The 23,962-nt window shown below is 40.7% G+C and carries 18 protein-coding genes; 10 read left to right on the top strand and 8 right to left on the bottom strand.

Features of this window, described 5'->3' with window-relative positions; genetic code table 11:
- Both AABJ44_RS03475 and AABJ44_RS03470 read left to right on the top strand, forming a co-directional pair.
- Complete coding sequence (locus AABJ44_RS03475) at positions 1–2,553, top strand: homocysteine S-methyltransferase family protein (RefSeq protein WP_338370475.1); 2,553 nt, start codon at positions 1–3, stop codon at positions 2,551–2,553.
- Positions 2,550–3,488 (top strand): DMT family transporter, encoded by a 939-nt coding sequence (locus AABJ44_RS03470; RefSeq protein ID WP_338370474.1) that lies wholly within the window; start codon positions 2,550–2,552, stop codon positions 3,486–3,488. The genes AABJ44_RS03475 and AABJ44_RS03470 overlap by 4 nt, the downstream gene beginning before the upstream one ends.
- Positions 3,489–3,700: 212 nt before the next feature.
- Here AABJ44_RS03470 and AABJ44_RS03465 read toward each other — a convergent pair whose 3' ends face one another.
- The 3 genes from AABJ44_RS03465 to AABJ44_RS03455 form a co-directional block, all read right to left on the bottom strand.
- On the bottom strand, positions 3,701–4,990 hold the full coding sequence (locus tag AABJ44_RS03465; protein WP_338370473.1) for a hypothetical protein: 1,290 nt from the start codon (positions 4,988–4,990) through the stop codon (positions 3,701–3,703).
- A 17-nt stretch (positions 4,991–5,007) separates the two neighbouring features.
- The gene (locus AABJ44_RS03460) at positions 5,008–6,297 is read right to left on the bottom strand and encodes an aminotransferase class I/II-fold pyridoxal phosphate-dependent enzyme (protein WP_338370472.1); all 1,290 of its coding nucleotides are present in this window, start codon (positions 6,295–6,297) and stop codon (positions 5,008–5,010) included.
- A 101-nt stretch (positions 6,298–6,398) separates the two neighbouring features.
- On the bottom strand, positions 6,399–7,385 hold the full coding sequence (locus tag AABJ44_RS03455) for a hypothetical protein (RefSeq protein WP_338370471.1): 987 nt from the start codon (positions 7,383–7,385) through the stop codon (positions 6,399–6,401).
- A 184-nt stretch (positions 7,386–7,569) separates the two neighbouring features.
- Between AABJ44_RS03455 and AABJ44_RS03450 the strand changes: the two genes are divergently transcribed.
- Genes AABJ44_RS03450 through AABJ44_RS03425 form a run of 6 tightly spaced genes read left to right on the top strand, consistent with a single transcriptional unit; the run spans position 7,570 to position 14,807 of the window.
- Positions 7,570–8,565 carry an AAA family ATPase gene (locus AABJ44_RS03450; RefSeq protein ID WP_338370470.1) on the top strand — a complete coding sequence of 332 codons (996 nt, stop codon included), beginning with the start codon at positions 7,570–7,572 and terminating at the stop codon, positions 8,563–8,565.
- Positions 8,566–9,468 carry a DUF58 domain-containing protein gene (locus AABJ44_RS03445; RefSeq protein WP_338370469.1) on the top strand — a complete coding sequence of 301 codons (903 nt, stop codon included), beginning with the start codon at positions 8,566–8,568 and terminating at the stop codon, positions 9,466–9,468.
- A 14-nt stretch (positions 9,469–9,482) separates the two neighbouring features.
- Positions 9,483–10,397 (top strand): hypothetical protein, encoded by a 915-nt coding sequence (locus tag AABJ44_RS03440; RefSeq protein WP_338370468.1) that lies wholly within the window; start codon positions 9,483–9,485, stop codon positions 10,395–10,397.
- Complete coding sequence (locus AABJ44_RS03435; RefSeq protein ID WP_338370467.1) at positions 10,390–12,873, top strand: VWA domain-containing protein; 2,484 nt, start codon at positions 10,390–10,392, stop codon at positions 12,871–12,873. Before AABJ44_RS03440 ends, AABJ44_RS03435 begins: the two co-directional genes overlap by 8 nt.
- A complete protein-coding gene (locus AABJ44_RS03430) occupies positions 12,822–14,213 on the top strand; it encodes a hypothetical protein (protein ID WP_338370466.1) in 1,392 nt (463 codons plus the stop codon). Before AABJ44_RS03435 ends, AABJ44_RS03430 begins: the two co-directional genes overlap by 52 nt.
- Before the next feature lie 30 nt (positions 14,214–14,243).
- Positions 14,244–14,807 (top strand): Smr/MutS family protein, encoded by a 564-nt coding sequence (locus AABJ44_RS03425; protein ID WP_338370464.1) that lies wholly within the window; start codon positions 14,244–14,246, stop codon positions 14,805–14,807.
- Positions 14,808–14,810: 3 nt separating this feature from the next.
- On the opposite strand, the gene AABJ44_RS03420 is transcribed toward AABJ44_RS03425, so the two are convergent.
- From AABJ44_RS03420 to aroA, 3 genes are all read right to left on the bottom strand, one after another.
- Positions 14,811–15,857 carry an endonuclease/exonuclease/phosphatase family protein gene (locus AABJ44_RS03420; RefSeq protein ID WP_338370463.1) on the bottom strand — a complete coding sequence of 349 codons (1,047 nt, stop codon included), beginning with the start codon at positions 15,855–15,857 and terminating at the stop codon, positions 14,811–14,813.
- A 74-nt stretch (positions 15,858–15,931) separates the two neighbouring features.
- Positions 15,932–17,101 (bottom strand): DNA adenine methylase, encoded by a 1,170-nt coding sequence (locus AABJ44_RS03415; protein ID WP_338370461.1) that lies wholly within the window; start codon positions 17,099–17,101, stop codon positions 15,932–15,934.
- Positions 17,088–18,440 carry a 3-phosphoshikimate 1-carboxyvinyltransferase gene (gene aroA / locus AABJ44_RS03410; protein WP_074640938.1) on the bottom strand — a complete coding sequence of 451 codons (1,353 nt, stop codon included), beginning with the start codon at positions 18,438–18,440 and terminating at the stop codon, positions 17,088–17,090. The genes AABJ44_RS03415 and aroA overlap by 14 nt, the downstream gene beginning before the upstream one ends.
- A 67-nt stretch (positions 18,441–18,507) precedes the next feature.
- Between aroA and AABJ44_RS03405 the strand changes: the two genes are divergently transcribed.
- Positions 18,508–20,166, top strand: a complete 1,659-nt coding sequence (locus tag AABJ44_RS03405) for a hypothetical protein (RefSeq protein ID WP_338370460.1) — start codon at positions 18,508–18,510, stop codon at positions 20,164–20,166.
- Between the two features lie 15 nt (positions 20,167–20,181).
- On the top strand, positions 20,182–21,258 hold the full coding sequence (locus AABJ44_RS03400; RefSeq protein WP_338370459.1) for an MraY family glycosyltransferase: 1,077 nt from the start codon (positions 20,182–20,184) through the stop codon (positions 21,256–21,258).
- 515 nt (positions 21,259–21,773) lie between these two features.
- Here AABJ44_RS03400 and AABJ44_RS03395 read toward each other — a convergent pair.
- A complete protein-coding gene (locus AABJ44_RS03395; RefSeq protein WP_338370457.1) occupies positions 21,774–22,997 on the bottom strand; it encodes a M20 family metallo-hydrolase in 1,224 nt (407 codons plus the stop codon).
- Positions 22,997–23,959 carry a UDP-glucose 4-epimerase GalE gene (gene galE / locus AABJ44_RS03390; RefSeq protein ID WP_074640944.1) on the bottom strand — a complete coding sequence of 321 codons (963 nt, stop codon included), beginning with the start codon at positions 23,957–23,959 and terminating at the stop codon, positions 22,997–22,999. The genes AABJ44_RS03395 and galE overlap by 1 nt, the downstream gene beginning before the upstream one ends.
- Between the last annotated feature and the right edge of the window lie 3 nt (positions 23,960–23,962).

Here is a 23,962-nt window from a genome sequence, read left to right as displayed (position 1 = left end):
ATGACTAAACTTCACGATTTATTAGGAAAAGAGATTTTATTTTTTGACGGCGGCACAGGTACAGTTTTGCAGGGCATGGGCTTAAAGCCCGGAGAACTCCCGGAAACCTGGAACACAAAACACCCGGACCGCATCGTTCAGCTGCACTACAACTATTTTGCAGCCGGTTCTAATATCGTTAACACAAATACATTCGGCGCTTTTATCACAAAGTTTCCGCTGGAACTGGAACGCTTTGTAAAAGCCGCCATTGAGGATGCAAATACAGCACGCAACAAAGCCCGTGCCGAAAAACCGGACGGAAATTATTTTATCGCCTTCGACATCGGTTCCTGCGGAAAACTTCTCAAACCGATGGGCGACCTTGATTTTGAAGACTGCGTAAAACTTTTTAAGAAAACATTTGCCGCAGCCTTCCCTCTTGCAAAAGAAAACAAAATCGACTGTGTAATGATAGAGACCATGAACGACGGCTATGAATCTAAAGCCGCCGTTCTTGCCGCAAAAGAAACCATGGAAGACCTCGGAATTGCAGCCGAAGATCTCCCGATTATCGTAAGTAATGTTTATGACAGAGAATGCCGAACTTTGAGCGGTTCTACGCCAGAGACAATGGTTGCAATGCTCGAAGGCCTTGGCGTTTCTGTGGTTGGTGTAAACTGCAGCCTCGGCCCTCTGGAAATGAAGCCGACCGTTGAGCGACTCTGTAAAGCAGCAAGCGTTCCCGTTCTCGTTAAGCCAAATGCCGGCCTTCCAAAAGTTGTAGACGGCAAGACCGTTTTTGACGTTGAAGCTCCCGAGTTTGTCGACGCAATGAAACAGCTCGCAGAACTCGGTCCAACTGTGCTCGGCGGCTGTTGTGGAACTACACCGGAATATATCAAAGGCATTTCAACAGCATTAGGAGGGGAAGGCCTTCCCCTCACTCCAGCCGCTGGCGCGTCTTCCACTACCCCTTCTGCGGGGGACACCCCCGCAACGCCCCCTTGCATCGGCAGTGTTTCCTCAAATACAAAAGTAGTCTACTTCGGAGGGCCTCACCGCCCGGTACTTATCGGCGAACGCATAAATCCAACAGGTAAGAAAAAATTCAAAGAGGCTCTGCGTGCAGGAGACATTCCTTACATCATTCATCAGGGAATGGAACAGGAAGAAGCTGGTGCCCAGGTTCTGGACGTAAACGTAGGCCTTCCGGAAATTGATGAAAAAGAAATGATGCTCCGAGTTCTCGATGAACTTCAGAACGTAACTACACTGCCACTACAGATTGATACGACTAAGCCGGACGTTATGGAAGCAGCTTTGCGCCGTTACAACGGAAAGCCGATGATTAACTCGGTAAACGGCAAGCAGGAAATTATGGACACAGTGTTCCCGCTCGTAAAAAAATACGGTGGACTTGTTGTTGCCCTTACCCTTGATGAAGACGGTATTCCTGAAGACAGCGCACGCCGTGTAGCAATTGCAAAAAAGATTTACGCAGAAGCTGCAAAATACGGAATCAGAAAATCAGATATTATTATAGACCCTCTTGCCATGGCTGTAAGTTCAGACTCAAAGGCCGGCATTGCAACTATGGAAACAGTTCGTGCTATTCACGAAATGGGCGGTCTTACCAGCCTTGGAATTTCAAACGTAAGCTTTGGACTTCCTTTGCGCGAATATGTTACTGCAAGTTTCTTTACACTCTGTATGGGAGCAGGACTTTCTGCGGCAATTATGAATCCACTTCAGGGCGAAATGATTAAGGCATGGAGATGTTATAACCTGCTTTCTGGCCGCGACGAAAACTGTACGGATTATATTGAGTGGAGCGGAAAGGAAAGCGAGAGGCTTGCAAACCTTGTGCCAGCTACCGGTACTTCCGGGGGCGATGCGGGGGGCACCCCCGCTGGAGGGGGTAGCGAGCAACGAAGTGCGAGCGAGGGGGAGACTTCCCCCCTTTCAAATGCAATAATCCATGGACTCAAAACTGATGCAGCGGCGGCTACCCGAGAACTTTTGAAAACTACGGAGTCACTCACGATTATTAACGAGTACCTGATTCCTGGACTGGACTACGTGGGTAAGCGCTTTGAAAAAAAGACGATGTATCTTCCTCAACTTTTGATGGCGGCAGAGGCGGCTAAAGCGGCGTTTGGTGAGATCCGCGAGTACATGGAAAAATCGGGAAAGAAGGGAGCGCCGAAAGGAAAAATTATTATCGCTACGGTAAAGGGCGATATTCACGATATCGGAAAAAACATTGTAAAGGTTCTGCTGGAAAATTATGACTTTGACGTAATTGACCTTGGAAAGGATGTACCGCCTGAGGTAGTTGTTGAGGCGTGCAAAAAAGATCACGTAATGCTTGTTGGACTTTCAGCTCTTATGACTACGACGGTTGCTGCAATGGAAGAGACGATTAAACTGCTGCGCAAGGAATGTCCGTGGGCAAAAACCTGCGTTGGCGGCGCTGTTATGACGCAGGAATATGCCGACCAGATTGGTGCAGACTTCTACGGCAAGGACGCAATGGATACAGTTCGATTTGCTCTGGAGCTCTTCAAATGAAAAAGCCGGAAGGAGCATCGGCTCTTGTAATCTGTGCGCTGGGCTGGAGTCTCGGCGGTGTTTTCTTAAAATATGTAAACGTAAATTCTTTTGCGATTGCGGGTTTGCGAAGTACTTTCGCCTTTTTAGTAATGGCTGTTTTTACACGCCAGCTGCCGCACTTTTATGTAAAAGACGAAGTCAGCGGAAAGATTGACCGGGCTCAGACAATTTACCTGTGGCTATCTGCTTTGAGTTATGCGGCCACAATGATAATGTACGTTATATCAAACAAGCTCACTTATGCAGCAAACGTAATTTTTCTGCAGTACACAAGCCCGGTTTGGGTAATTCTTTTCAGCGCAATTATCCTCGGCGAGAAAAACAGAAAAATCGATTACATCACCTTTGCAGGAATTGCAGTGGGTATGGTGCTTTTCTTTGCAGACAGCCTGATGGAAAATCAGAGCGGCGAGTTTGCAGAGACTGCACTTTTAGGAAACACAATCGCAGCCCTCTCAGGCGTTACCTGGGCTGCCACTACCCTCTTCCAGAGAAAGCAGCAGCTTCTGATTGCAGAAAAGATTCGAGAAACTGGTAAAATCCCGTCTCACAACACTTCAAAAGACGCCTTCATGCTCGCACAGATTATTACCGCTTCGTTCGGACTTCCATTCATTTTCCTGATGGAACGCGGAGTGCCGGATTTACGTTCACTGACCTTCCTGCTGTTACTCGGCCTCTTACAAATGGGCATTCCGAATATCATGTACTCAATTGGAATCAAGAAAGTCACAGCATTGTCAGCATCACTTATTACAATGATTGAGCCACTGATGAACCCGGTATGGGTATTCCTGTTTGTCCACGAGATCCCGACGGTAAAGTGTATCGTCGGTGGTGTGATAATTCTGGGATTCATATTGTTGAGAGAATTTGTAAGCAAGAAGAGATAATAATATTAACTGTATATTGTGATATTTGAGTGCGGAGTGGGAAGACACATCAGGCTGCATCGAGAAGTTTTGGCGCTTAGCCATCGAAAAAAAATAAAGAGATTTTCACTTGTGAAAATCTCTTTATTTTTTAACACAAAAAACTGGCTCGCCCGCAGCCTGATGTGTTTTCCCACGGGAGCGCTCAAATATCATAAGATGTCATTGATTTATTAGTCGAAGACTTTCTTCCGCCACTCTTTCTCATAATCATGCAGCGTCTGCGCAGATTCACCATCCCCTACCGTTACCGCATTCTTAATATAAGGCTCAATAACCAAAGTTCGATAACTCTCCCATCGTGCAGGAAGTTTCTGCGGAGCTGTGAGCATTTGAGACGGCGGAAGATTTGTCAAAAGCTGATTGTAATAAATCGGCAGAATATGTTCAGTTACATCACGCAGAGATGAGAATCCTCCGGCAATTCCAAACATATCCGTTTCAAGATGCATGTTTTCTTTTGTTTCGAGAATGTGTTTCTGATTTTCAGACTGGAAGAACCATGAAATAAAATCTGTAGCGCCCACCTGATTTCTGGCATCTTTATAAATTCCCATCATGGTTACAGAGTCTTCAATGTAGATTGAATTATTTTCAACTACCCATCGATAGTCTACAGCAAGATCCTGTTCTTTTAGAATCTTGAAAAGACTGTCGCTTGTAGTATAGGCATACAGCGTTCGTCCGGAAGAAACCTGGCGATAATAAGGCATGAACAGATATTTAAAAGTGAAATCTTCTTCAATCTGCGGGGAAGTATTTTCTTTGTAAACCCAGTCGCGAAGGAAGGCAACAGAATCCAGAAGAGCCTGACCATCCCAGGCGATTTCACCCTTTTCTTCCCGAAAATCAGTTCCCATCATTTTTGAAACAAGATAAAGAAAATCATCATTTCCAAGTGGGGTAAAACCGATTTTTGTATACGCTTCTTTAGTGTTTTTTGCATTATAGGCAGAAGCTGTGCTTCGAATCTGATCCAGAGAAAGTACATAACTGTCTGGAATCTGATCTTTATTTTCTGTTGCAAAAATTATTGCAGGAAGATTAAAGCTCACCGGAAGAAGATACTGAACAGCTTTTCTTTTTCCGGAATTGAGCAGCTGCGGATAAAAAACTTCTGAAGTGAGTTTCTTGGTATCAAAAAGATAATCAAGAGATTTAAAGCTTTTGTGCGGAGAATCTGTACGAAGCCAGGAACCAACAATTATATCAGGCGGGTTTTCATCTTTTGCAGGTGGTAAAGAAAGAGCAGGATTATCCTTGTAAACAAGAATTGCACAATTATCCTTGTGCTGACGGTTAAAAAGTTCTATGTACTGCGCGAACTCGCGGCAGCTTGTCCAGATTACAATTCTATCCTGCTGATAAACGGTTCGGCTATTCTGCGGACTGCCTTTTGAACAGCCGCAGAACATCATACCTGCGCAGAGTATAAGAGTAGAAAGTACAGATGTATGCTTCAAATTTTATTCCTTATGAATTAAAAATTCTTAGCTACATTATAAATGCTTGTGTAAACTGAATCAATCTTATCTTCATCAATGCTTGAGAAAGCAACGCGAAGAGTATATGGGTCAATCTGAATGATTCCGATTCCTTCTGACTTAAGAAGTTCCTTACGGATTTCCTCTGCCTTTCCAGATTTCACGTGGAAACTCATGAAGTAACCAGAGTTGAAAGGAAGTGGTTCAAGAACATCAGATTTATGATTATTTACAAATGCGCGAACAAGGTCATAACGGCGCTTAAGCATATTGCGGCATTCGAGCTTCTGCTTTTCGTGAGCTTCATCCTTAAGAGCATGCATTACAAGGCTCTGTGAAGGTGTTGAAGAACAAGAAACTGAAGAACGGATTGCAGCCATGAACTTTGTTACAAGTGCTATATACTGAGCGTCTGTGAGTCCTTTTGATGCGAATGTTACGAAACCTGCACGGAAGCCCCATGCAAAGTCTTCTTTTGTAGGACCATCAGCCTTAATTGCAAGTACATTTTCGTGAAGGTCTGCCATGTAAGCAAAAAGTGACTGTGGTTCGATATCATCTTCGTAATTGAGTCCGAAGTAAGCATCATCAGAAAGTACAAGAACCTTCTTTCCAGCTTCTGCAAGTTCGCGAACGATGCGAACGATTTCCTTTGCTTCTGAAACAGTTGGGCTGTAGCCTGAAGGATTCTGAGGGAAGTTGAGAATTACACGAACTGAACCGTATTTTTCTGCATCTGCCTTCATCTTTGCTTCGAGATCTGCAATGTTGAACTTTCCGTTTTCGAAACACTTGAACTGATGGAACTCTGCACCACGGCGGGCTGCTGCAATCAGTTCGTAGTTATCCCAGCAAGGATCTGCAGCAAGAAGCGGCTTGTCTACATCAACAAAAAGGTCGCTTACATAAGAGAGAACTGCAGTAAGTCCAGGTACAAGAATTGGAAGTGAAAACTGTTTATTTTTGAGTGACGGATTTTTAGCAATGATTTTTTCTTTCCATAAAGCACGGAGGTCTGGATTACCGGCTGTTTTTGCATAAGCAACTGTTTCGCGAGGTGTAAGTGAAGGCATATTCTTTTTGTAAGAATCGAGCTCTATCGGAGTTCCGGCAGCAACTGCCATTCCGATTGTACCGTTTGCGAAGTGAGCGTCTTTTGCAGCTTCTCCACCCTGAGAAATAATTCCGTTTGGAAAATAAAGGCGGCGGCCCATGTCTGACATGAGGGCGTCTACTACTGTACCTGATAAGGTATCATTCAAATCTTTTGCTAATGGATTAATCATAATGCCCTAATTATGCGAATTTACACTTGCTTAGTCAATGATTATGCAGAAAAATGGTAGTTAAATGCATATTTATACAGTTTAGAATATATATTTTTAAATTAATTTTCTTCACAATATAAGTCAGTATATTTTTTTACGACAACAGAAATACCATTATTTAACTTATAATATGTAAGAGTTCCGACATCACCACTTCTTACAACTTCCATATAATCAGCAAAATCACTTTCTTTTGCATCAAGTAAATTAATTTGAATTGTCTGTGTTTCTTCATTTATGGAACGTAAAGAAAAGCCTTCAAAGCAATAATATATATATTTTTCAATATTTGAATTCCCATCAACAGGAGTATTTCCAGGATATACATCTATCCCCCATAATCTCCAGTATGCAGGAATCTGTACACTTTTATTTTCACAATCACAAGAGAAGCCATAACATGTATATGGATCTTGTTTAATTAAAGAGAAATTAAGCCATGGATATACTTTGTCTAATACAACCGCCTCATTGTTTTTAGTATTTTTTAAATCAACATCAATAATCAGTTCATCTGCAACAGTAAGCTGATAATTAAAACCAATATCATAACCATTGCTTCGAATTCTTGTCATTAAAACATGGGCTTTATTATCTTCAGAAACAGGATCAGACATATTTTTTTTACAATAACAATCATATTCATATGCAGTTTCTGCATCTTTCTGCTCTGGATATACCTCAATAATCCCCATGCCGTCACTTTTATCACCAATGTAATTATAGGCCGCTTTTATAACAGTACTATCAATATCATTCAGCATAACAGCTATATATTGGTCAAATATTATTAATCTAAACTTTCCTGATTTTGTTTTATTTATTTCTTCATCTGGAATAAAACATAGAAGTTTTTTTCCATTTTCTGATTCCCAATCCATCCACTCTGAAGTTCCAGCACAACTGCACCCTTCATTTCCAGGTATAGCAACCCAATCTGGATAATTTCCTATAATGACACCTTCTTCACCTTTTATTATGGTTGGACAAGAAATGAATAAAAAACATAGAGATAAAAATAATAATGTGATTGATATTTTTTTCATAATTTCTTAATTATTTAAATTTTTACAACATTATACTGTTTAATTTCATTGAATTGAATATATTTTTCACGCTTTCAATAAGATTTTGAAAGTTATATATCAATTCCTCACAATTTTATTCATTTATATAGAATATTGTTTTAGGTGTTCCATTCCCTATATTTTTTTTGATATAATGATAAATATGAATAAAGAAATCGTAAAAATTCTTGAGAACTGCCGTACAGAAGCTGCTAAAAGGCTTGTTGGGCAGGAAAATCTGATTGATGATATTATGACTGCTTTTATTGCAGGTGGACATGTTCTGCTTGAAGGTGTACCAGGACTTGCAAAGACTCTTGCTATAAAAACTACTGCGGAGATTCTGGGGCTGGATTTTAAGCGAATTCAGTTTACTCCGGATTTGCTGCCGGCAGATGTTACCGGTACTCTTATTTATGAACAGAACAAGGGTACTTTCAGTGTACGAAAGGGACCGGTTTTTGCAAATGTGATTCTTGCGGATGAAATTAACCGTGCACCTGCTAAGGTTCAGTCGGCTATGCTTGAGGCTATGGAAGAGCGCCAGATTACTATTGGCGAAGAAACTTACAAGCTGCCGGAGCCGTTCTTTGTACTTGCTACTCAGAACCCGGTTGAACAGGAAGGAACTTACAATCTGCCTGAGGCTGAGCTGGACCGCTTTTTGATGAAGCTGGTTATCACTTACCCTGCTGCTGACAATGAAATTAAAATTGTTCAGACTTGTGGTCAGGCTCCGTATGTACCTGTAAAGCAGATTGTTAAAGCTGATGATATTAAGGCTCTGCGTGAGGCGGCTGCTTCTGTTACCTGTGATGAAAAGCTTGTTGAATACATTGTTTCTATTCTTACTGTTACTCGTCCTGAGAACTCTAAGAAACAGCAGGCTGGCCGTACTCTTGTAAATACAGCAAACTCTAACGATATTACCCGCTACATTCATTTTGGCGCTTCGCCTCGTGCGGGTATTGCTATGCTTCAGTGTGCTAAGGTTAAGGCTCTTTTTGCTGGTCGTGATTTTGTTCTTCCAGAAGATATTAAGGCCGTGGCTCTTAATGTTCTGCGTCATCGTCTTGTACTTTCTTACGAAGCTGCAGCTGACAATGTTACTGCGGATGACATTATCACAAGGATTCTTGATTTTATTCCGGTTCCGTAAATGCCAAAACGTTACCTTGCAAATAATGAATCTCTCATAAAAAAAGCACTCTACCTGCGGCTGATGGCAGAAGATATTGCCGACGGTATGAAGAGCGGTAATTTCCGTTCTCTTTACCGAGGCCAGGGAATTGAGTTTGCAGGCGTCCGTGATTATATACGCGGAGACGACATCCGCACTATAGACTGGAACGTTACTGCACGCATGGGGCGGCCGTACATAAAAGTATTCGAAGAGGAACGCGAACTTCAACTTTTCCTTATTACAGATTCGTCGCTTTCCATGCAGCTTGAAACAAACTCTGACCGCCGCACTAAATACGCCTCTGCAGCCGAAACCGCTGCCCTCGTTGCAATTGCCGCTGAAATAAATGCCTGCCCGACAGGTGCAGTATTCTTCGACGGGGCAATTCATTTCTCGTGCGAGCCTTCACTCGGTAAAGAAACTACAATGCAGATTCTGAACCACCTTGATCGACTGCCGGCTACTCCAACGCCCGGCTCAGTGCTCCCGAATGCAATTTCTGCAGCGGCTAAAGTACTCCGCAAACGAACCCTCGTATTCGTCCTTTCGGACTTCCGCTGCGGCGGCTGGGAAAAGCCTTTAATTTCTCTTGCTCAGAAAAACGATGTAATTGCTATAAATATTCACGACGCAAGCGACGAAGAACTGCCTTCTCTCGGTACTGTTGTTTTTAAAGATACAGAAAGCAGTCTTCAGATGTCGCTTCCTTCTTCTTCACCGGCCTTTAAAAAGGAATGGCGAAGTTTCAACGAAATGAATCAGAACCGCTGGCAGGATTTCTGCATTAAGCACGGAATTATGCCTGTGGTACTCGATACAAAAACAGAACCTGTTCAGGTGCTGAATCAGATTTTTGCACGTAAGGCAAAAGTAAGGTAACGGGGAGAAAGAATATGCAGATTATTTCACCACAGCAGATTCTCGTTCCTAAAAAGGTTTACATTGGAGATACAGCAGAACTTCGCTGTACTTTTAATAATCCAAGTCCGGTATTAAAACAACTTACAAGCAACGGTACTGCCGAACTAACGTTAGTTAGCCAACTCACCAATGCTGCTAACAGTACTTCAGAAAAGAGTACTTCAAACTTTGCGACACCACACACTGATTATGAAATCAGCAGAATCACACTCTCTCCTGCGGGTGTTGATTTCTATCAGTTTACTATAACCTTTGTTCCATGGAAAACGGGAGAACTTCACTTACCGCCAATGGAAATTGAAAGCACTGAGCTCATTCTTGAATTTCAGCCGGTTCAGATTGTTTCACTTATTTCTACTGACTCGGCTAATGCAACTACCCTTCATGACTCTGCAGCTCCTCTGCTTCTTCCAGGAACTGCCTATAAGCTTTATGGAACTCTGGCTGCTTTTGTAATTGCAATCATCATAATCATCAGAATAATTGTAAAAAGAAAAACTCTTTTATTTTATATAAATCAAAAAAAGCTTTTGAAAAAATATAAGAAAAATAAAAAACAGACTCTTAAACAGCTTCTTCAGGCAGACAATGCAGAAAAGATTCAGAATATTATGCGCCGCTATCTTGAGGTGCGTTTTGATTATCCTTTTACACATACAGTTACTTCAGAAATGATGAAGGGCTGGCAGACTGCAACTGGAGGTTTACTTTCGGATAACAAAGAAGAAGCCTTTGGTGAAATTGTTGCAGGCTTTATCCGCACAGATTTTATCCGCTACAGCAAGAATGCCAGTTTTGAATCTGGAGAGCTTAAGCAGCTTATTGATAAACTGATTTCCTGCATTGAAATATTTGAAGCTCCGGTAAAGGAGGAAAATAATGACTAACTTTGAAAACCCTGCAGCCTTTTTTCTTCTTCTGCTGATTCCAGCACTTTTTATTTTACGACATTTTAAAATTTTTAACCGTATATCTTTTCCTGCTGTTCTTGCAGATTGGGAAGGTCACCATTTTGAATGGAAAGGTCATCCTCAGAAATTTCTTTCTGTCCTTGCGTCAATTTTCTTTACTGCGGGCTTTTTAATTTCTGTAGGTGCACTTGCAGCGCCTGTAATCTCAAATCAGGAAAAGGTTTATACTTCTCTTGGAACTGATATTGTTTTTGTTCTGGATACAAGCCCTTCTATGTCTGCAAAAGATATGGACGGAGGACAGCGTCTTGATGCAGCAAAGAATGCTATCTATCTGCTTACAAATAAAAACGACGGAAGCCGTTATGGTCTTGTCGGACTTGGAAGTAATGCTGCAGTTCTAGTTCCACCTACTAGTGATCTGACTTTCTTTTCTGAAAGACTTTCTCAGATTTCTGCGGGTTCTTTTGGAAACGGTTCTGCAATTGGTGATGGCTTAAGCACTGCAGTATGCCATCTTGTTTCTTCTTCTGCTCAGAAAAAATGTATTGTTCTTCTTACAGATGGTGAAAATAATGCTGGAGAAATTCATCCGGAAACTGCAGCTCAACTTGCAGCAGATAACAGCATTACAATTTATGTTGTCGGAATTGGTTCAAAAGGAAAGGTTCCAATTGAATACACAGACCCGGTAACTAAACGGCTTTACTCTGGATATCTTGATTCAAACTTCAATCCGGCTTCCTTAAAGAAGATTTCTGATATTGCAGGTGGAAGATATTTTGAAGCAGTAACTGTAAATGAACTTTCAGAAATTCTGAGTGCTGTTTCTAAAACGGAAGCTGTTTCGCAGACTTTTACTTACAGAACTGTCAACAAACTTTTCTATCAGAAGTTTATTTCCATTGCAATAATTCTTTTTGTACTTGCATGGGTTATACGCAGAATCATTCTAAAAGAAATGATCTGTTTCCGATATAAAAAAACTCTATTTATTCGTTCTGCATGTCTAGCACTTTCCTTTGTTTTCCTTCTGCTGGCACATGCAGGTCTTACATGGGGAACTTATCTTGTTCCTGTTCAGAAGAGCGGGCATTCTGTTGCAATGGTTTTTGATATCTCTAACAGTATGCTCGCAAAGGATTGTCCTGGAGATACAACACGTCTTAAGGCAGCCTCAATCTATGCAAAGAAACTTCTTTCTAAAATGGAGGGAGTTCCTGTTTCTGTTGTAATTGCAAAGGGAGACGGCATTGCAGCTATTCCAATTACTGATGATACTGCTATGGTTGAATCACTGCTTGAAGTTATGTCACCTTCTTTAATGACTGTTCCAGGTTCAAGCATTGGTAAAGGAATTTTAAAGGCAAAAGAAACTTTCCCGGCAAACTTTTCTTCTGCCGGAAAAATCTGGGTATTTACAGATGGTGAAGAAACAGACGGCCAGCTTTCTTCTGCTTTGCTCGAATGTCAGAAAGCTGGCATTCCTGTTACTTTAATTGGCTTTGGTTCAGAAACTGAATCTGCAGTTTTAACTGGAGATGGAAAAACTCAGGTTATGAGTGCTCTTCGACGTGACCGGCTTGAAGCTGCTATTGCAGATGCCTCTAACCGTTTCCGATTTTTCAATAATCATGAAAATCTTTTATACATCAATTCTCTGGAAAAAGGTTCTGCAGTTCAGCTGCTTTCTCAACTGCGTTTTGGTACTACTGAAAATCTGATTACTTCTTATGAGGTAAAGCCAGTTCCACGCTATAAGCTTTTCCTTTCGCTGGCAGCTCTTTTTTTGATTTTGAGCTATATAACTGTGGAATTTAATTTTGCAAGATTTTTTGGAGCAAAGACTTCGCGTGCACAGGCAGCAGCTTTTGTTTCTCTGATAACAATTTTCCTTTCCGGCTGTTCTTCTCAGACTGCAGATATTCTTAACGGAACGGTTTCTTATCATCAGAAAAAATACAGACATGCAGTTTCCCGTTTTATGCAGGCTTCTGAAAATGCAGCAGCTGAAGCAAACCGACAGAATCAAAGTTATGCTCTTTATGACCTTGGAACTGCATACATTATGATTGGAGAAGATTCTGCAGCTCTCGAACAATTCAAGGCGATTCCAGATGATGCACCTGATGCGGTGCGCTATTCAGCTTTTTATAATGCGGGTATACTTGCCTGGCGCAATTCTGATTTTGATGAAGCAAAGGATTATTTCAGAAAGGCGCTCGAAATAGACAGTTCTAAGATAGACGCAAAAATCAATTTTGAACTTTCAGTTCAGCAGAGTGAGGCAAAGGGAAAACAGAATCAGAGTAATCAGATTCAGGCTTCTCAGGAAGAAGCTTCACCACAAAATCTTGAAAAAGCAGTATTCGAACATATAAAGGAGAATGATCAGAAACAATGGAAAAACAGCGAATCAAAAGACTCATCAGATCTGGCAGAAGATTTCTAATCACAGCTCTCCTGATTTTTGCTGCTGCCCCTGTCTTTTCACAGACTCTCACTCTTGAAAAGATTAAGCAGCTAAGACTTGTTCCGGAAGAAAGTCAGAATCTTTATACAAAAACTGATATTAAATTTATCGTCACTATACCGTATGTTCAGCCATCACAGGTTCAGGTGCTTGCTGCAAATCAAAAGGATGATATAACGTTCCGAACTTTGCGCAAGGCTGAAAACTATGAAGAACAGGGAACTCTCATTGAAATCTGGTACAACTTTGCAAATAAAGGAGATTACTCTCTTGCTCCCCTTTCGGTTATGATTCAGAACCGCCGTCGCTCGATTTATTTTGAACCGGTTTCAATCACAGATGATCCGGCAACCTTGACTCCGCGTATTGTACTTGTTTTTGATGATGGTACAAGAGTGTATTCTGATGAATTGAATTTTCCAAAGCCGCTGCTTACAGTACCAACTGGTAAAAAGCTTGGCTTTACTGTAAACCTTCAGTACGCAACTCAGCTTGTACAATTCAACTGGGAAATTCCTAAGGATTCTATTTTTACCTGTACAAAACAATTTGAATTTACAGAAAACCGTTACCGGGAAAGAGTTTATTCTCACATTCTGCTTCCTGTTGCTTCTTTTGAATGGACGGGGCTCGTTGCAGAAACAATTAAACTGCCGACAATCCGTTTAAGTGCCACTGGTTACAACGGCTACAGAAGCGAACTCTTAATGCCTGAAATTTGTATTGATTTTACCGAAGCAGATGAAGCAGCAGCTGCTACTGATGATACAGATATTTTCTCTGCTGCCTTTTATCAGGAGACTGCTGAAACTTCTGTAGTAATTGATTCAGAATTAAGCTATGAAGACTGTATGCGGCTTGCGGATTATTATTCCAAAGAACACAACGAGTTTTTATTGTATCCAAAGGCTCGAAGAGACCGCATCAATTTTGAAGAGTCCTGTGGAATTGTGATTTCTGAAAATCCAATTTTTCCGACTATTTATCTTTATATCTCAATTATCATAATTTTAATCTCTATTGTGTTTATCATAATTTCAATACGCAGAAAGCACAAAATCAGAATGCTGATGTATATAGTTCTTTTAATTCTTGGCGCTGCAGTTTTATTTTACTGTGCTGTGAGACGTAGTGAACGCTATGGAATTTCTGCTGGCTGTAAAATCTATTCTATTCCTCAGGAAAATGCTGAATCAGTTTCTGAGGTTGGAAGAGGTAACCGTGTACGTATTCTTGAACACACAGGAAAGTGGTATTACATTGAAGTTGGTGAAACTGGCGGATGGTGCACATCAGATAAAATAATTATAATCAAATAAATTATTCTGAAATAAACTCGGAGGGTTATTATGGACATGGGCGACATTCTGAATCAATGGGATTCAATGCAGAAAAATCAGATAAAAAAACAGAAGGAAAGCGGAAAGAATCAGGTGTCGCACAAAAAGGCAAACGCTCCTACTGCAGAAGAAAAAGCGCGCGCTGCTGAACGAGATTTTGAAAAGCAGCTTAAAGCAGAAAACTCAAAACAGATAAATCCAATGGAGCTGTGGCTTCGCCGATACGGAACAATAGACAAAGACAAGATTGCAGAAGAGCAGGAAGAACGTTCTAAGCTATATGACAGAAATTATCTGATTAGCATGCAGCCTGAAGCTCGTCTTGATTTACACGGCTTACATCAGACAGAAGCGCAGGAAAGTCTGGACCGCTTTATTACTGACTGTAAAGCACGCGGACTTCGTAAGGTGCTCATTATTCACGGAAAAGGAATTCACTCTTCCGGTTCAGATCCTGTTCTTGGTGAACTTGTACGTCGTTTTATCGAGCACGATAAACGCTGTGGTGCTTCGGGTCATCCTAAGACAAAGGCTGAGGGCGGAAGCGGAGCAACCTGGGTTTTACTGAAATAATCTCTAAAAGGAAATTACACACTTAAGAGGCAGATGGTCGGAATAACCTTCTCCGGTATAGACTTTATAAGAAACAGGGATTCCTTCTTCATCTGCAACAGGAGAATCTCTAACTGCTGAAAACGAAGTCATTTCCAGATTCCCAAGCAGAAGAATATTATCTATACGCTCCCATTCTCCGTTATAATAATAACTGCCGTTTTCAGACGAAAGCTTACCGGCTGAATTAAACCATGGAGACCAGACTTTTACAGTCTCTGAGTTTCCCCTCAAAACTGTATTTGTTGTTTTACCACCAGCAGCTTCAATTACAAAATCTTCGGCACTTCTATTAAAATCTCCACACATCACAATCAAAGGTGCCTGCATCTCTTTTATCAAATCTGTTGTTCTTTCTGCCAGAACCAGTTCCTGCCAGTCACGCCAGATTTCAGTTTCCATTTCTCCGCCGGATTTTGACTTCCAGTGATTTACAAAAAGTTCGAGCTCTCGATTTCCTATATTTACTGTAAGCTGCATAAGCGGGCGGGAAGAAGGCTGACTTGTTTCCTGAGTTCTTATATCAAGAGCATGTGTTTTTAATTCTGAAATTTCATATCTCGAAAATACAGCACAGCCAATTGCACTTCCAAGTTCTTTTGTAAAACACGTATACTGCCAGTTTTTCTTGTGTTCCCAGGAACCGCCCGCCAGAGTATTTGCTATATCCTGAACTACCTCAGTATTTTCAACTTCTTCCATAACAAAAATATCAGGATTCAGATTTGTCATAATTTCACAAAGTTTATTTAAACGCTTTACATATTTTTCTTTAGTCCAGCGTTCAGAATTCTTAAATTCCTGATATTCATTTCCTGTAGTTACAGCATCAAAAAAAGTCTGGACATTCCAGCAGACTAGAGAAAGAGACTGTTTTCCCCCGCCCCTTTCTGATGTTGAGCCGGAGCGACGGAAAGACGACTCCTTTACAAACTGACTTTTACAACCTGTAAGTACGGCTACAGACAAAATGCCGCACACCATCACTAAAATAACAAGCAATTTCTTCATAAAAACCTCTACTGTTAAAATAGGCAGAGTTGTACGAAATTGTCGTTTTTTTGTGAGTAAATATGTGATTTTTTTTATTTTTCTACTAAGAAAAGAAATTCTTTTACGTGGATTTCACGGCCGCTGAGATTTCTTGAACCACGGAAAGCATTGTAATCAGCTTCGAGTACACTTACCTTACCGCATTCAGAAAGCAGCTCTATCATCTCATCTTTTGGAATAAAGCCTTCTGAATTAAAGGAAATCAAAACAAAACGGGCACGGACGTTACGGACGAGGTTTACGAAGACTTCGGCAACACGACGTTTTTTATTGTAATCTGAACGGTTCCAGTCTCTAGGGATTCCTGAAACGCGGCTGATATTTTCTGCATCTGGACGCTGATAGTCAGCAATCAGATTCAGCATAAAATAATTTGAACCATAAGGATGCTGATTGTATGGAGGATCGAAGTATGCGAGGTCAAATTTGCCGTCATCTGTAAAATCGCAGTGATAAAGCTCTTCAGAATTTACCAGCTCATTTGCGTCATTACAGAATACTCGATAGCGGCATTTAAAATCAGAAAAGACAGGAAGAGGCAATGAGATTTTTCCCGTGATTCTTGTAAGAGCATTGCGGGCATTCCCACCAAACTGCCCTGTTCCTGTTTTTGAATTTTTATAGAAACCTTTAAAAATGCCAGCAGTATTTGCATGAATGGAAGCTTCGGATAAAAGAGGCGCTATGAAAAATTCCTTCCAGTGTGCCGGGATTTCCTTTTCAATCATCTGACGAGCGACATCAAGATAGGCTGCATTATAAGGTGTATAAAAACAGCGTTCCTCTTTTTTAATCTGTGTTTCATCGGCCGGTGCATACAGTTCAGAAATAAAACCAGCCTTTTTGAATTCACATTTCTGTTCAAGTTTATGCATGTGGCGTTCGATTTTTTCTGTAAGATTAACGTGCATCTCTTCCAAAGACTTAAAATCCACTTCTGATTTATTTGTGAGATAACAATGATTGATTATATAGGAATACTTTTCAAGATCATTTACAGTGATTGATTCAGCATACTGCTTGAGATAACGGCTTACTATCCCGCTACCTGAAAATACATCAAGACAGTTAAGTTTTGATTTACCAAGCCGCGCCTGTACTTCCTGTACACCACCGCCAATAAAATCTAAAAGAGCACGTTTATTTCCTATGTAGGTAATCAGCTGATTCTGGAGGAACTCCGGGTTTTCAGATTGTTTCAAAACCGGCTCCAAGTTTATTCATCACTTCAAAAAAGTGTGGGAATGTTACGCTGCACCATTCAGCATCATTTACAGTTACTTTTTCGCCATCCGCCAAACCAAGCCCGAGACAGGCAAGCGACATAACGATGCGGTGGTCCTTATAAGACTCCACCTCTCCACCGTGAATACTTGCACCGCCGTCACCGTAAACAACGAGACGGTCGCCCTCATCTTCGATTCGGGCTCCAAGCTTACTGAGCTCACTGGTCATTGCCTTAATTCTGTCAGTCTCTTTTTTGCGGCAGATATCAATATCAGTAAATACAGTTTTACCTTTTATAAAACAGGCCTGTACTGCAAGGGCACAAATTGCATCAGGGAATGCAGACATTTCTACAACGAGCTCGCCGTTCGGCAGACTTTCGGTACTCAAAGTTTTTCCACCGCGTACCACAAGCTGCTCAGTCTCACGATTCCATTCAATATCAGCTCCAACAGACTGAAGCACTTCTACGATTTTATCATCACCCTGGCTTCCAGAGCCGTCAACATTATCAATTGTAATTTCACTGCCAGAAATCAAAGCAGCAATAATCGGGAATGCAACACCTTCCCAATCTGAAGGAACTGCGCGGTCAAAAGCCTTAAAAGGAACGGGACCGGTCACGGAGATTTTCTTAAAGTCCGGACTAATCTGAACCGGAACTCCTACACTCTCAAGCCACAGCTTTGTCATTGTAAGATATGGAGTTTCCTTAGGATTTGTAAGCTCCATATTAAGAGTTCCATTCAGGCGAGAAGCGGCCATCATAAATCCGCTTATATACTGAGAGAGGGCTCCCTCGGTAACAAGTTTTTTATTTACATCGATTGGACCACAGAAAGTGAAAGGTGGAGTTGTTCCAGGCTTTCCGTCCGGACCAGCATTAAGGCTGCGGCCATTTGCTCCAAACTGACAGAGCGCATCAATCAGATGATTTACAGGACGGCGGCAGATAGACTCATCGCCGGTAAAGGTACAATCACCTGGCAAAGTAGAAAGCACAGGGCACAAAAAGTACATAAGTGAACCCGAGTTTCCAACATCAATCGGACCATCAGGAAGATGAAGTCCAGAACCGGCACCACGGACAGTCCACACAGCGCTGCTTCCCTGACCATCACCAAAATCAACCTCTGCACCAACCTTTCGAACGGCGGCAGCAGTTGAGAGACAATCGTTACTTGGAAGCGGATTAGAAATATGAGATGTGCCGTCTGCCATTGCGGCAAGAATCAGCGCACGGATTGTATGACTTTTTGAACCAGGGACTGTAATGTGTCCCGAAAGTACAGACTTTTTTGCAACAGCTTTCATATCTTCATATTTTACATTATTTTATTGTCTATTTTCAATCGGTACTTTTTCTGCTAAAATATATCTTATGACAAAGAGAGCTGTAATTCACGTTGAAAACACAGAAAATCTTGTTGAGTTTGCCGAGTTTCTTGTATCTGAAGGCTGGATAATTTTATCAGCAAATAAAACCGAAGAAATTCTCAAAAAACAGAAGATTCCTGTAACAAGGGAAAATTCGCTTTCGGAGAATAACATGGTTAAGGCCGATACATACAAACTTATCAGACGCCTTATGATGACTAAATATCATGAAGAAGACGAGCCTTACATCTCTCATCCTGATGCAGAAGACAACAATATTTTTATTGTCTGCATGAATATGCTTCCTTCCATCAATACTTCAATTGTTTCCAAACAGTTTGATAATCAGCTTTATCCAAAGAATTTTTTTGTTACAACTACACTGCGTTGTGCATTTGCTAACTATGAAAATCTTTTGATTCTGACAGATCCTAATGATTATAAAGAAGCTATGATTCAGCTTCGTACAGGAAACATTTCAAAGGATTTCAGAACATACCTTGCCGCAAAAGCATTGAATCTCGTTTCTGCTTTTGATGCAGGTCTTTCAGCATCAATTCTTCAAAGTTCAAAATACAATGAATTATTTATGAATTATATGATGCTTCCTTTTAAGCGCGAACTTCAGCTCCACTACGGAATGAATGCTCAGCAGGAAGCATATTTCTATAAATCTCCATCTGAAGAAGGTTCTGTTGGAAACTTTTTGAAATATCAGGCTAAGGATTTAACTTATACTCTTGTAAATGATATTTCTTATGCCTGGCGCCAGATAAACACTCTGTTTGCTCTGCTTAAAGATCAGCTTACAGTAAAAAGTACAAACAGCGATGGTTATGAGTTTACAACACAGTTTACTCCGCTTACAGGAACTGTTTTCTCACTTGCAGTAAAATTTGGAACAATTCTCGGTGCTTCTCACGCAACTAATGTTCTTGATTCTTTTAAGGCAACCTTTACTTATGATGCTGTTACAACCACAGACACAGTATTTGCCTGCAGTTCGGTTATAAATACAGAAGCCGCAGAGGAAATTGTAAAAGGAAACTTTGCTGCCATTGTAGCACCAAGTTTTACTACAGAAGCAAAACAGATTCTTTCTCAGAATAAAAAAACTAAGCTTGTACCTTCTGCAAAAGTAACAAACATAAATCTTGAAGCCCGTTTTATAAATGGCGGGCTTCTTGTTCAGACTCAGGATAACACTCTCTTTAATCAGTGGAAGGTTCGAACTAAGAATCGTCCTTCTCAGATTCAAACTGATGAACTGGTATTCGGTATGCTGCTTGCAATGGGTGCCCGTTCTTATTCTGCAGTTCTCCTTAAACAGAATTCTATCTGCGGAATTTCTCAGGGCTGTACATCAGAAAAACGAGCGATTGACGGTGTATTGTACGAAGCAATAAAATTCTCAGAAAGAGCAAGTGGAATTGTCGGAGACCAGTCTGAAATCAGCAAGGAAATTGATACAAGTAATATCGGAGAAATTCTTGTTTGTGATGGAGCAATTCCATTCTGTGAAACAACTAAAAAGCTGATTGATAGCGGAGTAAAAGCTATTCTTCAGACAGGCGGAACTGCTTCCGATGAAGAGTTTATTGATTATTGTAACGAGCACGGTGTTGTTATGGTTTTTACCGGTATGACACATCTTTCATTCTAATACAGAGGTTTTTATATGCTTTATCATCTTGGTATGTTACTACAAAATTACTGGGGTCCTGCACGACTCCTTACATCTTATGCTGTACTTATTACTGTAGCACTTTATCTTGGATTTTTTCTTGCGTACAAACTGATTCCAAAATTCTACAATGTTCTTCCTCATGACCGCGGCCGTGAATTTACACTTAAAGATAATGCAGAAGCGGCTAAAGGAAAGCCAACCGGAGCCGGTGTTGTTTTCATTTCAATTTTCGTTATAATCAGTTTCCTTATCTGTCCAATGAACTGGACTCGTGCTTCAATTGTAATCATCACATGGATTACAATGCTTACAGGTTACCTTGATGACCGCAGTACAACAAGCTGGGGTGAATATCTTAAAGGTGCACTTGATCTGATTATCAGTGTTGCTACTGCCTTTATTCTTTATTTTTCTTTTAAGCAGATTTCTCCAGATGGAATCGTACGCTTCTGGCTTCCTTTCCTGGCTAATGAAGTTGCTGTTAATCCAATCGTTTATATTGTGATTTGTACAATAATTCTCTGGGCTTCAATTAATACAACTAACTGTACAGATGGTGTAGACGGCCTTTCTTCTACCCTGGTTCTGCTTGCACTTTTGACTTTAGGTATTCTTTTTTACTTTGTACTTGGTCATAAAGATATTGCGGCATACCTTTTGATTCAGCATCTTCCTTCTGGTGCTAACTGGGCTGTTCTTCTGCTTGCTATGACAGGTGTTGTAATGGGTTACCTCTGGCACAATGCATTCCCAAGTAAATGTCTTATGGGTGACGCAGGAAGCCGTGCCCTTGGATATTTTATCGGGGTTGGTGTTATGATCAGCGGAAACCCATTCGTTATTCTCGCAACATCGTCAATCATTATGATTAACGGTGGAATGGGACTTCTGAAGGTTTTCCTTCTCCGTTTCTTTAAGATTAAGATTTTCGAAAATATAAGATTCCCTCTCCACGACCACATGCGCAAAAACCGTGGCTGGTCCCCTACACAGGTATTACTGAAGTTTATGATTCTTCAGCTTTTGATTACCTGTGCAATTATGGGAATCTTCCTTAAGGTAAGATAGTTCCTGTAAAAAAAAGAGAAAGACTTAAAAAGTCTTTCTCTTTTTTTTATTTACACAGGTAAAATGCAAGATAAAATTAAACATATATATATAAATAATCTTATTGGATAAACTAAACATATATATAATTTTAGTAATGTATTATGATATTCATAAAGATGTCTTAAAACTTCAATCACCCATAAAAACTGAGTAAAGCTATAAAAAATCAATAATATATTGAACCACAGGAATGCTTTATCTGCTAAACCTTTAATTCCCAAACATAGCATAAAAAGACTCAATACAAAGACAGGAATCAAAAAATATTTATTCCAATAAACACACTCTTTAAAATCCTTAAAATTGATAATAAAACTAATGATTCCAACAAATGAATTGAATAAACAAAAAATAAAAGGTGTAGAAAAATTAAAAAATAATAATAGTGGAGAAAGGATATCTATTGTTAAATAAATGTAATTTATTACTTTCTTCATAAAATAAACTCCCCAGAAAAACTGGGGAGGAATTTATTATTCTGCAAAGAACTCGATAAGAGTCTCGGCATCCTTAATCAGATTATCAATGATGCAGTATTCATTCGGCTGGTGAGCCTGGTCATCCAGTGTACTCCAGACAACTGCATCAATTCCTTCGCGGCGGAGTTCTGCACCTACAGTACCGCCACCAATTCCAATAAACTTAGCATCGATATTGTGAACCTTTTTGATTGCAGCTGCCAGTTTCTGAGCTACAGGAGCAGTAACCGGAGTTGCAGGACTTTCTGATTGCTGAGGAGCTTCGTATTCAATTTTTACACCATACTGAGCTTCTACTTCACGGCAGCGCTTGTCTACTTCGGCGAGAACCTCAGCCAGTGAATAACATGGCAGAATACGGCAGTCCATGTAGAACGTATCTTCTCCAGGAATGATATTTATACTGTCTACGTTCTTCTCGCGCTTTGTCGGCTGGAATGTTGAATAGTCAGGTTCGAAAAGTGAATCACGTTTATCGAATACTTTTTCAAGTTCGTTCAATTTTAAAGAGAGGGCGCACGCGGCGAGACATGCATTGGCTCCGCTGTCTGGGCGACTTCCGTGAGTCTGTTTTCCCATAACATGAACGCGCATCCATAAAATATTTTTTTCTGCAATTTCAATTGTACGGCCTTCGCTGTCTCCTCCATCAGGAATCAGAACAAGGTCATTTTTGCGGAAAAGGTCTGTATTTTTAATGAGCCAGATTGCTCCATATGCACTTCCATTTTCCTCATCAGCTACAAAAAGCAGTTTTACAGTACGAGCAGGAGTAATTCCATTTTTCAGATAGTAAAGAGCGGCAAAAGCGGCAGAACAAAGGCCCTGCTGGTTATCTTCTACACCGCGCCCGTAAAGCTTTCCGTCTTTTTCTACAACAGTCCATGGGTCTGTATTCCAGAGTTTAGGGTCACCGATTGGAACTACGTCCATATGAGCCATTACCCATACACGCTGAGAATCGTCTTTACCCGGAATTGTTACAACAAGGCTTGGTCTTACACCGGCACTAACACGGCTGTCTGGAGCTTCAAAACGCTCAATCGTACATCCGTTTTTATCAAAACCATTATCACGAAGCCAGCCTTCGAGGGCACGGCATTTTTTTTCTTCTCCATCACCATTGCCTTCTGGAGCAATAGCTGGAATAGAAGTAAGAAGAGTTTCAAGCGCAACAATATCGCGCTCGTTGTTTTTTAAGAATTCTTTTGCATTCATTATTTGTATACTTCCCAGGTAGTTTTAACGAGAGTGTCTACGTCAGAATATTTTGGCTCCCATCCGAGAAGCTCCTTTGCACGCTTTGAAGTTGCATACAGACATGCAGGATCACCAGGACGGCGCTCTACATCTTCTGAAGGAATTGTCTTACCTGTAATTCTGCGTGAGGCATCGATAATTTCTTTTACAGTTGTTCCCTTTTCTGTTCCAAGGTTTACTGTAAGGCTCTTGTCGTTCTTTGTAATATAGTCGAGTGCCATAACATGAGCACGTGCAAGGTCAGTAACGTGAACATAATCGCGGATACAGGTTCCGTCTCTTGTATCATAATCAGTTCCAAAAACCTTCATACCATCTTTCATACCGGCAGCAACTTCCATTACACGTGGAAGAAGATTCTGAGGATTCTGCTCGAGTCCGCGGATTTCGCCATCAGGATCATAACCTGCAGCATTAAAATAACGGAGGGCTGCGAAACGCATTCCCTTAAGCTTATCATACCAGCCCATAAAGCGTTCAATCTCAAGCTTTGTAAAGCCGTAGTAGTTTTCAGGATTCTTTGGATGATCTTCATCAATAGGCAGATATTCAGGAGAACCGAATACTGCAGCTGATGAACTGAAAATCATTTTTTTACAGCCATACTTTACAGCAGCGTTCATAATATTCAGAGTTCCAGTGATATTGTTTACACTGTACTTTTCTGGAAGAATCATAGACTCACCGGCAGCTTTAAATGCAGCAAGATGAACAAATGCATCAAAGCCCTTTGCAAAAGCTGCTTCAATATCTGCCTGAATCAAAATGTTTCCATAAATAAATTCGTTCTGTGGAAAAAGATTGCAGCGAAGACCACTTGAAAGATTATCAAATACAGCAACTTCGTGGCCAGCCTTCATCATTTCTTTTACAACGTGGCTTCCAATATAACCTGCACCACCAATAACTAATACTTTCATATA

The organism is Treponema bryantii (assembly GCF_036492245.1).
GTDB classification, from domain to species: domain Bacteria; phylum Spirochaetota; class Spirochaetia; order Treponematales; family Treponemataceae; genus Treponema_D; species Treponema_D bryantii_C.
Note: the sequence above shows the minus strand (reverse complement) of the source record. Positions and strands in the feature narration are given on the sequence as shown.

Bases quoted from the DNA above. Each gene is read 5' to 3' on its own strand.
- AABJ44_RS03475 (WP_338370475.1), top strand. From the start codon at position 1: ATGACTAAACTTCACGATTTATTAGGAAAAGAGATTTTATTTTTTGAC.
- AABJ44_RS03470 (WP_338370474.1), top strand. From the start codon at position 2,550: ATGAAAAAGCCGGAAGGAGCATCGGCTCTTGTAATCTGTGCGCTGGGC.
- AABJ44_RS03460 (WP_338370472.1), bottom strand. From the start codon at position 6,297: ATGATTAATCCATTAGCAAAAGATTTGAATGATACCTTATCAGGTACA.
- AABJ44_RS03455 (WP_338370471.1), bottom strand. From the start codon at position 7,385: ATGAAAAAAATATCAATCACATTATTATTTTTATCTCTATGTTTTTTA.
- AABJ44_RS03450 (WP_338370470.1), top strand. From the start codon at position 7,570: ATGAATAAAGAAATCGTAAAAATTCTTGAGAACTGCCGTACAGAAGCT.
- AABJ44_RS03445 (WP_338370469.1), top strand. From the start codon at position 8,566: ATGCCAAAACGTTACCTTGCAAATAATGAATCTCTCATAAAAAAAGCA.
- AABJ44_RS03440 (WP_338370468.1), top strand. From the start codon at position 9,483: ATGCAGATTATTTCACCACAGCAGATTCTCGTTCCTAAAAAGGTTTAC.
- AABJ44_RS03435 (WP_338370467.1), top strand. From the start codon at position 10,390: ATGACTAACTTTGAAAACCCTGCAGCCTTTTTTCTTCTTCTGCTGATT.
- AABJ44_RS03430 (WP_338370466.1), top strand. From the start codon at position 12,822: ATGGAAAAACAGCGAATCAAAAGACTCATCAGATCTGGCAGAAGATTT.
- AABJ44_RS03425 (WP_338370464.1), top strand. From the start codon at position 14,244: ATGGACATGGGCGACATTCTGAATCAATGGGATTCAATGCAGAAAAAT.
- AABJ44_RS03420 (WP_338370463.1), bottom strand. From the start codon at position 15,857: ATGAAGAAATTGCTTGTTATTTTAGTGATGGTGTGCGGCATTTTGTCT.
- aroA (WP_074640938.1), bottom strand. From the start codon at position 18,440: ATGAAAGCTGTTGCAAAAAAGTCTGTACTTTCGGGACACATTACAGTC.
- AABJ44_RS03405 (WP_338370460.1), top strand. From the start codon at position 18,508: ATGACAAAGAGAGCTGTAATTCACGTTGAAAACACAGAAAATCTTGTT.
- AABJ44_RS03400 (WP_338370459.1), top strand. From the start codon at position 20,182: ATGCTTTATCATCTTGGTATGTTACTACAAAATTACTGGGGTCCTGCA.
- AABJ44_RS03395 (WP_338370457.1), bottom strand. From the start codon at position 22,997: ATGAATGCAAAAGAATTCTTAAAAAACAACGAGCGCGATATTGTTGCG.
- galE (WP_074640944.1), bottom strand. From the start codon at position 23,959: ATGAAAGTATTAGTTATTGGTGGTGCAGGTTATATTGGAAGCCACGTT.